Origin of the sequence: Streptococcus parasanguinis (assembly GCF_001578955.1) — a bacterium.
Classification (GTDB): domain Bacteria; phylum Bacillota; class Bacilli; order Lactobacillales; family Streptococcaceae; genus Streptococcus; species Streptococcus parasanguinis_U.
Map to the genome: position 1 here is coordinate 123748 of NZ_KQ969692.1, position 12575 is coordinate 136322.

Annotated in this window: 13 protein-coding genes, 1 other RNA gene and 1 pseudogene; all 15 read right to left on the bottom strand. The window is 40.0% G+C overall.

What is annotated here, in order from left to right:
- Window positions 1-330, bottom strand: a pseudogene (locus tag SPADD19_RS12910) (hypothetical protein); the annotation flags it as partial.
- A 14-nt stretch (window positions 331-344) separates the two neighbouring features.
- Entirely contained in the window at window positions 345-1034 is a 690-nt protein-coding gene (locus SPADD19_RS08800) for a hypothetical protein (RefSeq protein WP_049475030.1), read from the bottom strand.
- A gap of 5 nt (window positions 1035-1039) precedes the next feature.
- The gene (locus tag SPADD19_RS08805) at window positions 1040-1747 is read right to left on the bottom strand and encodes a hypothetical protein (RefSeq protein WP_061455816.1); all 708 of its coding nucleotides are present in this window, start codon (window positions 1745-1747) and stop codon (window positions 1040-1042) included.
- A gap of 107 nt (window positions 1748-1854) precedes the next feature.
- On the bottom strand, window positions 1855-2943 hold the full coding sequence (locus SPADD19_RS08810; protein ID WP_049471946.1) for a hypothetical protein: 1089 nt from the start codon (window positions 2941-2943) through the stop codon (window positions 1855-1857).
- A gap of 118 nt (window positions 2944-3061) precedes the next feature.
- Window positions 3062-3949 (bottom strand): LPXTG cell wall anchor domain-containing protein, encoded by an 888-nt coding sequence (locus SPADD19_RS08815; protein ID WP_021154035.1) that lies wholly within the window; start codon window positions 3947-3949, stop codon window positions 3062-3064.
- A gap of 341 nt (window positions 3950-4290) precedes the next feature.
- Window positions 4291-5106, bottom strand: a complete 816-nt coding sequence (locus SPADD19_RS08820) for a hypothetical protein (RefSeq protein WP_021154036.1) — start codon at window positions 5104-5106, stop codon at window positions 4291-4293.
- Window positions 5107-5124: 18 nt separating this feature from the next.
- Window positions 5125-6246, bottom strand: coding sequence for a hypothetical protein (locus SPADD19_RS08825; RefSeq protein ID WP_128861622.1), 1122 nt, complete (start codon window positions 6244-6246; stop codon window positions 5125-5127).
- A 71-nt stretch (window positions 6247-6317) separates the two neighbouring features.
- A complete protein-coding gene (locus SPADD19_RS08830) occupies window positions 6318-7130 on the bottom strand; it encodes a hypothetical protein (RefSeq protein ID WP_024054918.1) in 813 nt (270 codons plus the stop codon).
- A gap of 111 nt (window positions 7131-7241) precedes the next feature.
- Window positions 7242-8042, bottom strand: coding sequence for a hypothetical protein (locus tag SPADD19_RS08835; protein WP_024054917.1), 801 nt, complete (start codon window positions 8040-8042; stop codon window positions 7242-7244).
- Window positions 8043-8058: 16 nt separating this feature from the next.
- Window positions 8059-8484, bottom strand: a complete 426-nt coding sequence (locus SPADD19_RS08840; RefSeq protein ID WP_061455818.1) for a hypothetical protein — start codon at window positions 8482-8484, stop codon at window positions 8059-8061.
- Window positions 8485-8526: 42 nt separating this feature from the next.
- Window positions 8527-8964, bottom strand: a complete 438-nt coding sequence (locus SPADD19_RS08845; protein WP_061455819.1) for a hypothetical protein — start codon at window positions 8962-8964, stop codon at window positions 8527-8529.
- Between the two features lie 184 nt (window positions 8965-9148).
- Entirely contained in the window at window positions 9149-10498 is a 1350-nt protein-coding gene (locus SPADD19_RS08850) for a glucose-6-phosphate isomerase (RefSeq protein ID WP_003008998.1), read from the bottom strand.
- A 651-nt stretch (window positions 10499-11149) separates the two neighbouring features.
- Window positions 11150-11244, bottom strand: an RNA gene (ffs, locus tag SPADD19_RS08855) — signal recognition particle sRNA small type.
- 39 nt (window positions 11245-11283) lie between these two features.
- Complete coding sequence (gene tadA, locus SPADD19_RS08860) at window positions 11284-11793, bottom strand: tRNA adenosine(34) deaminase TadA (RefSeq protein ID WP_003016809.1); 510 nt, start codon at window positions 11791-11793, stop codon at window positions 11284-11286.
- A gap of 302 nt (window positions 11794-12095) precedes the next feature.
- Window positions 12096-12575, bottom strand: a 480-nt coding sequence (locus SPADD19_RS12915; RefSeq protein WP_241496562.1) for an ATP-binding cassette domain-containing protein, incomplete at its 5' end; no start/stop codon positions are given.

The window sequence follows — 12575 nt, forward strand, 5'->3', positions numbered from 1 at the left end:
ACTATTTTCACTATTTAGATATTCTTTTCTGATACTATTCCGTGAAAAACTGTCAGCTCCATTGCTTGAGGAAGATGAAGAAAGATCCTTGTTGCCTGTGTTTTGAAGTACGAATACAAAAGCTACTAACAAGGCGAACCACCCAAAAAATCGCAAAAGCGAACCAATCCCCTCTTTTGAGGAAGAAGGGGAAGACTCCATCATATCTGAATGGCTACTAGTATCCTGATGATTGTCCATCCCTAATGAAGCCAGATCGGCTTCTGAAATCAAGCGGCTCCCACCCTGGTGAGAGGAAGCTGCCTTGATGTCTGTCCGTTGATCGTCCAATGATATCTCCCTTCTTATACTAACACTAATTTCTTGCCTTTTTTCTTGAATTCCATCACCACTTCTGGCTGCCCTGCTACCTGGTAAGTCGCGCGATAGCCCATACCGCCATCTGGCATTTCCCCCCAGACCAAGCGTTGAGGATTTCCTAGTTGCTTAATAAGCTGGGCGAATTCTGTACCTTTTTTCTCTTTTTCAGTAGTGATTTCTTTCTCACTGCTTGCTTTTTCTTTTGCATCCAACAAATTCGTCGCATCCACTGTCGTCAAGCGATACCCCTGGTCTTTTTCCTGTTCAAACCACAAGGTTACACTTTTCTTGCCCTGATCGGTTTGCTTAGCCGCATAAGTCAAGACAAGAACGGTTTTATCCCCTTGAGCTGTCTTTGTGTAGCGAACTTTTTGGGCTTTTCCCCATTCAGTCACAACTGTTTCCAAGCGGGTTCCTGGTTGCTGAGTCTGCTTAAGACGAACTTTCAAATTCGCCACAGCTTCGATGGTCCATTTAAACTGCTTGATTTCTTGTTCCTTGCTGACCAAATTCTGATAATCCTTTGGCTGGAAACGAGTCAGTGTTTGGTCCTCCTTGGTATCGGTTCCTTGCTCTTGCACCTGGATGCTTGCAATCGCAAGTAACACTCCTAAAACAAAACACAAAAACGGCAGCAAGAGTTCTTTTCGATTCTTTTTCATCCACTCGATCATCTGCTTCACCCCTTCTTCGTCAACCGATACTGACCAGTCTGGTCGCGTTCAAAAGTCAAAGAGACCAGTCCATCTGTCACCTGATAAGACAGGGCTAAGACTTGCTTGTCCTTTGCAGAGGTCAAACTAAGAGAATTGGGAAGACCTGATTTTTTCAAAATATCTTCTACTGCTGTCCCCTTTTCCTTTCTTCCATCTAGCGTCTGATAGCCTGTAAAATCTGCTAGTTTTAAATTCTTTTTGCTCTGATAGTGAGCCGACTTGGGTGCAAATCCTTGAATCGAGCTCAAATAAAAGGTATCATCCTGCTTTTGAAATTCTATGGTATAAGGATAAATCCCCTGCACAGGAGTCCCATAACCTAGCTGGACTTGCGCTCCAAAACTCGTATCTTCTTGTGTAAAACTCGCTGCTTTTCCAATTTTTTTGACGAATGCAGATAAAGTCACCCAATTTTTTTGTGTCTTTCCTTCTTCCCTTACAAGCTCCAATGATAACAAGTCTTCTAAAGCCGGCTCTTTGGAAGAAGACGCAACAAATTGCTGGCTATCTTCGTGCATGCGAGACAAACTCAACAAGCGATCTTTGGGCAAGGTTTTCACTGGATGAATTATAAACACCAAGCAAACACCAACCATAAAAGCCAGCAAAGCACTTGCAGCTTTTTGGAGGATCCGCTTATGACGTTCTATCCACTGTTTCATTTCTTCCATCCTTCATGCTCTTTCTATTCAAACTCTTTCTATTGTATAGAAAATTAGCGTATTTGTCTCGTCTTATCCCAAAAAAGAGGCGCTTGCCTCTTTCTTGTCTGATCCTTTTAGTAGCTGTCTTTACTGCTCAAGAGAAAATCTCCATTTTCTTGGCGAATAAAGGTCAAATCCACGTAGTCCCCATTTTTCTTTTGGAAGTCCATGACCAATTCTATCTCGTCTGAATCATCAGATGAACTCACCGTCAGATTGACTGCATCACCGTATTTTTCTAAAAGCTCTTTGTAAGAGGTTCCTCCAGCACCGGTCTCACTATTTCCAACTTTGAATCCATCTGCAAAGTTGTCCTCAACCGTAAGATTTTTCCCAAATTGATTAAATTCAAATTTGACAAGCTGGAATTCTTTCCCTTTCTTAGAGTAAGTCGCTTTGACCTCTTTATTATAAGAGTTATCATCCCAAAATAATTTCAATTCTCCACTTTCAAATTGAACGGAGCTAGCTTTCCCATAAGCTTCAATCATTTCCTCAGGAGTCTCCCCAGCATCACTTCCTGTTAAAAACTGAAGTTGCTCGATATCAGACTGTTTCCAGCTAAAATCAACTTCCGCGTCTTCTGCGGTCAATTGATCCAAATCGATATTGGAAGACGAACCAGACTGGTTACCTGACCAAGAAGTCTGCTTTCTAGATGATGACGTGCTAGGGCTAGCATGACCAATCAAATAGCCACTGACTCCACCGATAAGAAGCCCAACTAAAATCCCAAGGGCAAAACGAATCGCCTTCTTGTCCGCAGTATCCATCGGTCTTCCAACAGGAGAAAGAGGAGCTTGTGGAATAGGTGTCTCAGGAACAGGCACTGTTTGCGGACCAATTGGTTCAGCTGCCATATTTTGAGGAGCTTGAGGTGCAGGTTGGAATGGAGGAGTCGGTTGGGGAGCAGCAACTACATCCGGATGTTCTCCAACAGTTGCTTCATCCACCTTTGGAAGCTCCACCGTTTCTGAAATAACTGGCTCGTTTGCCTCTTCTTTCATTGCTTCCGTCTCCGTCACTGAAAGGCCACTAGCTTCTGGAACGACCAAGTCTTCGGCTTCTTCTTTTGGGACAAAGGCTGGCGCAGCCACATCAAATTGAGGCGCACCCTCTACGGGAGTATGTTTCATAAATTGTTCTTGATCTTTCTCGGACATTTCGAATTCTCCTTTTTATTCTTCTCTTCTACTATAACATAAAACCAAGCAAGGACCAACTCCTGTCTGGATGGACTAAAAAAGATCGGAGAGATATCCGACCTTTTAGATGCTTATCTTAAAATTTCTTGCGAAGGGAGACAATAGCAATCCCTGCAAGTGAGAGCAAGCCCAATGTTGCCAAAACGACACCTGTTTCTTGACCTGTTTTTGGCAATAAACGGCCAACTACAGATTTGCTTGAGTCGCTTGAATGTGAGGAAGAACTAGAAGAAGAGCTTGAGCTCGATGAAGAAGTTGAACTTGAGGAGCTTGAAGATGAGCTGCTTGAAGATGAGCTCGATGAGCTACTTGAGCTTGAAGACGAACTACTTGAGCTACTTGAACTAGAAGATGAGCTACTTGAGCTTGAGGATGGGCTTGTTGTACTTGGTGAAGTCGACCCATCTGTACCAGGGCTTTTATAGCCTGCAATGAAATTACGATAAATTGGGTTGGAACTTTCAAGTGAATCCACCATCAAGCGTCCTGATCCATCGTAAGCAAGGGACACTGTTACTTCCCCTTCTCCATTATCCAACTGTTTAAAGCGACCATCATCTTTTGTAGTCTGACGAATGTAGAGTTTAACAGTTCCAGAATTCAGTCCAGAGAGATCCACATCATCAAATTCGATCGTCCCATCTGCTGTATTTTGCCCTTTAGCAACTGTCTCTTCTTCGCCACCTTCAGATTTGTAGATCAATGCAAATTGGTAGGCTCCCGCATCATGCGCACTTTCTTTCTTGCCTTCACGCGCTCCCACTACATCGACACGACCTGTTTTCAATTTCAAAGAAAGCTGATTCGATTCGAAACCTTCATATGTTGGTTTTTGAACAAGGTCTAGCTGACCATTTTTGTACTCATAAACCGCAGCTTTTGTATTCGCAGATACTGGTTGGGCAATTGCCATTCCACCAAGCATAGATGAAAGTAACAAGAATTTAGCCAAGTTCTTTTTCATATTTTCATTCCTTTTTCAATTATTTTCATTCACCTTTCATTTTATAATATGAAACAACAAATGACAACTTTTATGTTCAAATAACTTTTTATATTAAAGGATTTGAGTATAAAATACGTGTCTATAGCTATTGTCTAGCTAGAAACCCTGTATCATCAGTATTTTAGAAATGAGATTAGCAAATGATCGAAAATAATAACTAGTTAGTGTTTTTATAATTGAATCTAAGGGGAAAGTTTATGAAATTACTTTACAAGTAAAAAAAAAAACGACCTCTTGCGAAGTCGTTCGGGTACAAACGAGAATATATGGACCTTCCTTTTTAAAGACCGATTTCCTTTCTAATCTTCATCTCCTTTTAAAGCCAAACGATAATCCCCATCTGCTTGCTGGATAAATTTTAATTTATATTCATCTTCATCTGATCCAGATGACTTAAAACGGATTTCCATTTCATTCGTAATGGCCTTAGTTTTATAGTCCTGGTCTGCTCTTATCGAAATAGAGGATGGGGTATTGCTACTAAGAACTTCTTTATAAGATATTCCATCCTTCCCTGTTTTGGGATCTCCTACTTTCAATTTATCATAATCATCGGTCGCCATTGGATTGGCATCCGCTGTGTCATAATCTTCTGAGAAATATAGATTGCGTAGATAATAATGACCATCTATTTTCATAAAGGTCAGATTCATCTCGTTAGCGGTCTTATAATCGGTGCTTTCTTCATCTGTATCGTCCCTCTCGAGTTTGCCCCATTCTAACTCAACAGTTGTCCCATTAAATGAACCTTTTAAAGCTTTCCCATACTTCTTTACGACCTCTTCGATAGACATCGCATCCTCTTTGTCATCGTAGGTAGCGAATTTCAAGTCTCCGAGATTTGAAATATCCCAATCAAATGCTGTCTCTTTTGGGTCTATATAGCGAGAAGATATATCGCGTTTTGAGACTGTACTATCTGCAGTGGTATGTAAACGGGGATAAGCTTTCTTGGTTACGGCATTCACACCAAAAGAATGGCCAATAATAAGACCAATCACTAATCCTAAAACAATTGACCCAATCACACATCCAATGAACAAGCCCTTTCCGCTTTTTTGAGGGCCAGGATTTACTGGTACACCAAAGGGTACCTGTGTTTGATTTATACTCATCTCTCTTCTATCCTCCTCTTAATTTAGTTCCGCACCAATATAGCGAAATTCTCCATCAGGCTGTGCTAAAAATTTCAAAACTTTAAAATCCCCATCAACCTCACAGAGTACTGTAGCCACTACACGTGTAGACTTAAATGTTTCCCCATTGGCAGTTAGTTTGCGCTCTGTCCCAATTTCGACGGTTTTTCGATGTTTTTTCAAAAACTCAGATAATCTTGTCCCACCTTGCCCTGTCTGCTTGTTTCCTTTTTTCAGACTTCGAAATTCCTTTTCAGTCAAGGCGCGATTGCTCGAGGCATCATCGCTATCATCATCATCCTCTGGATTTTTATGCTCATACAATTCATCTAATTCCGTCACGGACACACTTTTTAAATAATAATTGCCATCGACTTCGTCAAATCTCATTCTCAAATTCTGATGTTCAGTAGCCTTTGAGTCATTCCAAGTAAACTCCATTGCATTCTTTTTATATTCAACACTGGATGCTAACCCATAGACTTCTACAATCTGATCTGCTGTCAAACCATAACCTTCCCGATTGGTGTAACTCAACAAGCCAAGATCCTTGAAAGTCCATGTGAAAATGACCTTTTCTTTATCCGTTACAAAACCTGCTTTTGTTTCATTTGCTTCGGTCTTTGCACGTTCTAAACGTTTAAATCGTTGCGACTCCTTACTTGTTTGAGAGGATTGTCCCCAAATATATCCGCTCACACCACCGAAAAGCCCACCAATCACAAGCGCTAAAAGTGAAAATAGTACTAATTTTTTCCACTTGTGCTTTGGCTTAGTTGGATAGGACCACTGAGGCGGAAGCATTTGTGGATTTGTTTCTTCAAATGGATAAGCAGGGCCCTGCATTTGAACTCCTCTCACCTGTCCTTCTCCTTGTGGTGTCTCTTGCATCTGTGGCTCTTCCGGCACTGAAAAAGGCTGTTTATCTTCTGTAGTCATACTCTCTCCTTTTGATTCTCTTTGTCTCATTTGATGATCACAGTGAGTGAAAATCATTTGATGAACAAAGTATAAAAATGCTCCTTCTACTATATCATAAATCTCCTGATGGCGCCAATTCATCACTAAATGGGGAAATAGGCACAAAAAAACGACCTCTTGCGAGATCGTTTTATCCAAATGCTGTTACATTCTCAAGTCGGTATTCCCCTTGCTGATTCTTTTTAAATGATAAGGTTATTTTTCTTTGATCAGTTGTAAAGTATAGGATATATATAACTATTTTCCCCTTCATACAGGTTGTTACTGTAACTGTTCTTAGGGATTCCAAACTGGCTTATAGCCTCCATTAACCCAATCCCTTCCTGACCACTTTTAGGCAAATAAGAACGATATTCTTCTAAAGTTTTATTCGCCTTGCCCGCTTGAGCTTTAGTAACTTCAAGATAGACACGCTCGACACGACTTTTTCCTTCAAACTCATTAATAATAATTTTGAAAAAACCCTGTTGGTCAGAAAGCTTATAATAAAAGGTTACCCGTTCTTTCCCCGAGGAATCATAATCAAGTAAACCTGCAAACGCCTTTCCATATTTCTCAATTATTTCTGAAGGCGTTAGCGTTTGCTTCTTTGTAGCATCCATTAGCTCAAAGACTTCATCAACTGAAAAAACTCTTACTTGAGACGGATCAACCCACTCAGAATTTTCTTTTTTCAATATCTGTCCAATTTTTTTATTCTCACTTTTGCTCGCTTGAATATTCGAGGAGCTGGTAGAAGATTTCTTTTTTTGATATCTTTCCGAAGATCTTATGATCTTATTTTCGGGTCTATGAACGACTGTTTTTTTATAATACCAGACTCCTATCAGAAAAAATACGAATACAACGATCACTGACAAGAGTACTCGGATTATGTTACGTGAAATCCGAAATCCTATTTGTTTCTTTTGATCTTCAAAAATCGCCCCTTGAGGTCCTTCATCCGAAAATGCACTCGGAAAAGAGTACAGATTCCCATGATTCTTAGACCATTCACGTTGTACTTTTCTTCCTCTTGACATGTCGTACTCCTTAACTTTATTATCTTACCCTACTATAGCATTAAAAACTGTATCACAGTATATATATGTCTTCCCCATTCTAGTCACCAAGTATTTCATGAAATGAATGTTCTATTTACTTTCCTCTTTTGTCGCCAAACAGTAATCTCCGTTTTCTTGTTTATAGAATGTTAGTTTATATATTTTTTTATATGATATTTTTTTAAATTCAATTACCATTTTCGTTTTATTTTCATGAGTGATTTTATCTTGGTCTGCCGACATCATGATAGACCCTGAATGATTATTTTTAAGTACTTCTGAATATGAAACTCCACCTTTCCCGGTTTCTGGATTCCCTACTTTCAGACCGTTATATTTATCGGCAGGCATCTGATCTTTCTCTAAATCATTAGAATTTCTGTCATAATTAATGCTTTTAAGGTAATACCTTCCCTCTGCTTTCTCAAAATAAGCAAATATCATCTCATTAGAACTATTCTCATTAACGTCAGATTTATCAAGGTTTTGCCATATTAACTCAATTTTATCATCATGAATTAATGCCTCTTGAGCTTTTCCATATTTCTCTAAGAAATCATCAATCATGACACCTTGTTTAGGGTTTTCTCGACTCCCAAACTTCAATTCTAAAAGCTGGGATATGTTCCAAGAAAAAGCAGAATCTTTTGGAGCTATAATCTTTTTAGATTGATCACGTATGGAGCGACTATTTTTTGTACGTGTTTTTAGCACAGGATAGGCTTTTTTAGTAATCATATTAACACCTTTAGAATAACCGATAGCCAGCCCTATAATCATTCCTAGCAAAATGTACCCAATAGAAGAAGCAATCCAAAAATCTTTTCCAACTCTTCTAAGTTTATCATTCCACCAACTATTATTTGATTTCATAAGTCGATTTATTTTCATTTTTCATTAATCTCCCTTAGAAGCGTTTCGATCCAATGTAAAGAAATTCTCCATCTGGCTGCGCCACAAATAGAAGTGTTTTATAATCACCATCTACTTGATAGGTTACATTCGCAAGCACTCTATTAGATTTATATTCTTCTCCTTCACTTGTTATTTTTTTCTCGGTCTCTATTTCAACGGATGCCCGATGTTTTTTCAAGATTTCTGACAATGGAGTCCCGCCTTTTCCAGTGTTTTTATCTCCTTTCATCAGATTTTGATACTCTTCTGTCGTCAAACGAAATTCATATGCACTATCGTCACTATTTTCTTTTTGTTCTTTAGATATCTTTTGGGAAGATAAGCCATACAAGTCTCGAATGGATACACTCTTTAAATAATAGTTATTATTATATTTTTCAAATTCAAAACTTAAGTCTTGCTGGTTTGAACCGATCAAATTAGTCCAACTTAGACTTAATCCATCTTGATTATATCTAGCTTATGAAGCTAAACCATAATTTTCTACAATCTGATCCGCTGTTAATCCAAGTTTAGATGAATTATTATAACTTAACAAACCTAAATCCTTAAGTGTCCATAAAAAGATGACGTCATTTTTTTTGGATACGAAACCAGTTTTTGTTTTTTTCGCCTCCTCTTTCACTCGAGTTAAGAGTTCGAAACGTTGGGATTCTTTGACTGTCTGAGCAGACTTCCCCCATGCATAACCAGCAATTTTACCAAATAATAAACTAATCACTCCGCATAACATGATGATTAAAGCCAACATTGATAATAAAATTATTTTTTTCCAATTACGTTTGGATCGCATCTCAACAGTTGCCTCTAACTGATCTTTTTGAAGTTCATTGGGAAAAGATTCCTTTATTTGCTCCTCTTCCGGCACTGCAAAAGACTGTTTATCTTCTCTTGTCATACTCTCTCCTTTTTGATTCTCTTTGTCTCATTTGATGATCATAGTGAGTGAAAATCATTTGATGAACAAAGTATAAAAATGCTCCTTCTACTATATCATAAATCACCTGAAGGCACCAATTCATCACTAAATGGGGAAATAGATACAAAAAAACGACCTCTTACGAAGCCGTTTTGTCTATTGATTAAAGACGAGCGTTGAGTTCTGCTCCAAGTTCTTCAAATCCTGGTTTACCAAGAAGGGCAAACATATTTTTCTTGTAAGCTTCAACACCTGGTTGGTCAAATGGGTTGATAGCGTTCAAGTAACCTGAAAGGGCGATGGCCAATTCGAAGAAGTAGATGGCATAACCAAGAGTGAAGGCATCTTGCTCAGGAAGAGTTACGTACATGTTTGGTACATCACCGTCTGTGTGGGCAAGAAGAACACCGTCAGTTGCTTTTTTGTTTACGAAGTCAACGTCTTTTCCTTGGAGGTAACCAAGTCCATCAAGGTCTTCTTCCAATGTAGGGATGATCACGTTCTTACGTGGTTTATCCACACGGACAACTGTTTCAAACATGATACGAGTTCCTTCTTGGATAAATTGACCCAATGAGTGCAAGTCTGTTGAGAAGTTTGCTGAAGTTGGATAAATACCTTTTTGGTCTTTTCCTTCTGACTCACCAGCCAATTGTTTCCACCATTCTGAGAAGTATTGAAGTGATGGCTCGTAGTTTACCAAGATTTCGGTTGCATATCCTTTACGGTAAAGGATGTTACGAACAGCTGCGTATTGGTAAGCTTCGTTTTCAGAAAGTTTGTCTGAAGTGTATTCTTTACGGGCTGCATTCGCACCTTCCATAAGGGCTTTGATATCAGCACCTGATGCAGCAATTGGAAGCAATCCAACTGGTGTCAAGACTGAGAAGCGTCCACCGATATCATCTGGAACTACAAATGTTTCCCAACCATTGGCATCTGCTTCTACTTTTACAGCACCTTTGGCACGGTCAGTTGTTGCGTAGATCCGTTTGTTGGCTTCTTCTTGACCATATTTCTTCACCAAGAGTTCTTTGAAGACACGGAAAGCGATCGCTGGTTCAGTTGTAGTACCGGATTTAGAAATCACGTTGACTGAGAAATCTTTATCTGAAACATACTCTACCAAGTCAGCAAGGTAAGTTGATGAGATTGAGTTTCCAGCATAAAGGATTTGTGGCGCTTTGCGTTCTTCTTTGGTTTGCAAGTTTGCAAAGTGGTGGTTCAAGAAGTCAATAGCTGCTTTCGCACCAAGGTATGATCCACCGATACCGATCACGACCAAAACATCGCTGTCTGATTTGATTTGTTCAGCAGCTTTCAAGATGCGGTCAAATTCTTCACGGTCATAATTTTCAGGAAGGTCCAACCATCCTAGGAAGTCGCTACCAGCACCTGTTCCTTTGCGGATCAATTCGTCTGCTGCAGTCACTTGTGGTTGCATATATTCCACTTCATGTGGGGCAACAAATTTACCCAAAACTTTTGAGTAGTCAAATTTAATATGAGACATGTTATTCCTCCAAATTTTGTTCTTCTCTATGATATCGCTTTACACGGATTTAATCAAGGGAAACCAATCTGTAAAACGTTTTCATTTGCTAATTTTTTTATTTTCACAAATCAAGCAACGACGCAATAGCAATCGTTTGCATATTTTCACTATTTTAGGCTAAAAAATCCAAAAAAGAAGCTTCTCACGAAACTCTATTTTTTCTCTTTTATTCTTTAAATAGGAAAGTTATTTCTACATGACTCTGGTGAGCAATAGCCCTCACGTCGCTTCGCTCCTCAGGATCAATATCTCTAAGCTCGGTTGCGCCTTATAGGCTAATTTCATGTTACGCTATAGCCCTCACGTCGCTTCGCTCCTCAGGATCAATATCTCTAAGCTCGGTTGCGCCTTACAGGCTTAATTTATTTACGCTATAGCCCTCACGTCGCTTCGCTCCTCAGGATCAATATCTCTAAGCTCGGTTGCGCCTTACAGGCTAATTTCATTTTACGCTATAGTCCTCACGTCGTTTCGCTCCTCAGGATCAATATCTCTAAGCTCGGTCGAGCCTTACAGGCTAATTTCATTTTACGCTATAGTCCTCACGTCGCTTCGCTCCTCAGGATCAATATCTCTAAGCTCGGTCGCGCCTTACAGGCTTACCTCACTAAGAGCTATAGAAAAAGAGCACACAGTTCACTTCGCTTAGGGCTGCTGGATTCCTCCCCTGACCCGCTTCACGCAGAACTGTTGCTCCGATAGGTATTATATCATAATTTGTTCGATTTGCAAAGGTCCGGTTTTTATTCTTGTGTTTCGGCCTTGGCTGCGAGTTTGGCTTGTTTTTTTCGTTCTCGACCTTGGCGGAAGAAGGTCTGCATGATGGCTGCACATTCTGCTTCCAAGATTCCTGTTTCTACTTCGACTCGGTGATTGAGGCGTTCATCTGCCAAAATGTCGTAGAGACTACCTGCTCCACCGAACTTCTGATTGGTCGCCCCGTAAATCACCTGGGGAATCCGAGCTAGACCAATGGCACCACTACACATGACACAGGGCTCAATCGTGACAAAAAGCGTCGTATCCAGCAGGCGCCAGCTATTTTCACGCTGATTGGCCTCCTCGATCGCCATGATTTCCGCATGCATGACTGCCCGCTGCAGCTCCTCACGCGCATTATGTCCACGCCCGATAATCTGACCATCCTTGACCAAGACACAGCCAATCGGTATTTCATCATTGGCGAGGGCAATCTCCGCCTCCTTCAGGGCTTCCCTCATAAACATCGCTTTTTCCTCTATCGTGTAGTCCATCTCTTCCTTCTTCCTTTTAGTTTCTTTGTTCATTATACCATAGGCAGCTTACGACTCACAAAAAAAGCCGCCGATTGGGCGACTCTTATGGGAGATTATTATGAAAAAGTTTAGGAGGTTTAAACAAAGTTAGGAGGTCTTTGTTTATGCTTCTAGTATAGCTGGCCTATCTTAAATAAAGCTTAAGTTCTCTGAGTATTGATGATTTTGGAAATATCACCACTTAGAATCTCAAAAATATCTGACAAATTGCTGGCTTACTACTATCCGCTTTGTCGCAGAACCAACTATTGTGGCATCGCTCATCCTTTACGTAACTCAAGGATTTGGTCATAGCGCTCTTCTTCATCAATATGATGGGCTATTTCTAGTACCGTGATCGGCAAAGAAAAGATTAGGTCTCTAACCAGACGACTATTTTTTTCGTCCAAAGCTGATGTCACTTCGTCCGCTAATAAAATATCCTTCTCGCGTAAGAGAAAACGAGCCAACTCTAATCTGACACGCTGACCTCCTGAAATGTTTTCACCATTATTATGAATTTCTACATTCAAAATATCCTGAAATTCATCTATTAAGCCAACTCGGTCCAATACCTCCAATAATTCATGGTCCTGAAAAGGCTGACCAAAAGTTAGATTATAGCGGATAGTATCGTTAAACAGGAAGGGATGCTGGCTAATTAAACCGATATTCCCTTGGAAATGACTCGTTATTTGATTTCCATCATACTGAACGAAAATGTCACCCTCATCACATACTTCTTCTCCTAAAATCAAGCG

Coding starts and splice junctions, on each gene's coding strand:
- SPADD19_RS08800 (WP_049475030.1), bottom strand. CDS start 1,034: ATGATCGAGTGGATGAAAAAGAATCGAAAAGAACTCTTGCTGCCGTTT.
- SPADD19_RS08805 (WP_061455816.1), bottom strand. CDS start 1,747: ATGGAAGAAATGAAACAGTGGATAGAACGTCATAAGCGGATCCTCCAA.
- SPADD19_RS08810 (WP_049471946.1), bottom strand. CDS start 2,943: ATGTCCGAGAAAGATCAAGAACAATTTATGAAACATACTCCCGTAGAG.
- SPADD19_RS08815 (WP_021154035.1), bottom strand. CDS start 3,949: ATGAAAAAGAACTTGGCTAAATTCTTGTTACTTTCATCTATGCTTGGT.
- SPADD19_RS08820 (WP_021154036.1), bottom strand. CDS start 5,106: ATGAGTATAAATCAAACACAGGTACCCTTTGGTGTACCAGTAAATCCT.
- SPADD19_RS08830 (WP_024054918.1), bottom strand. CDS start 7,130: ATGTCAAGAGGAAGAAAAGTACAACGTGAATGGTCTAAGAATCATGGG.
- SPADD19_RS08835 (WP_024054917.1), bottom strand. CDS start 8,042: ATGAAAATAAATCGACTTATGAAATCAAATAATAGTTGGTGGAATGAT.
- SPADD19_RS08845 (WP_061455819.1), bottom strand. CDS start 8,964: ATGACAAGAGAAGATAAACAGTCTTTTGCAGTGCCGGAAGAGGAGCAA.
- SPADD19_RS08850 (WP_003008998.1), bottom strand. CDS start 10,498: ATGTCTCATATTAAATTTGACTACTCAAAAGTTTTGGGTAAATTTGTT.
- tadA (WP_003016809.1), bottom strand. CDS start 11,793: ATGGACTACACGATAGAGGAAAAAGCGATGTTTATGAGGGAAGCCCTG.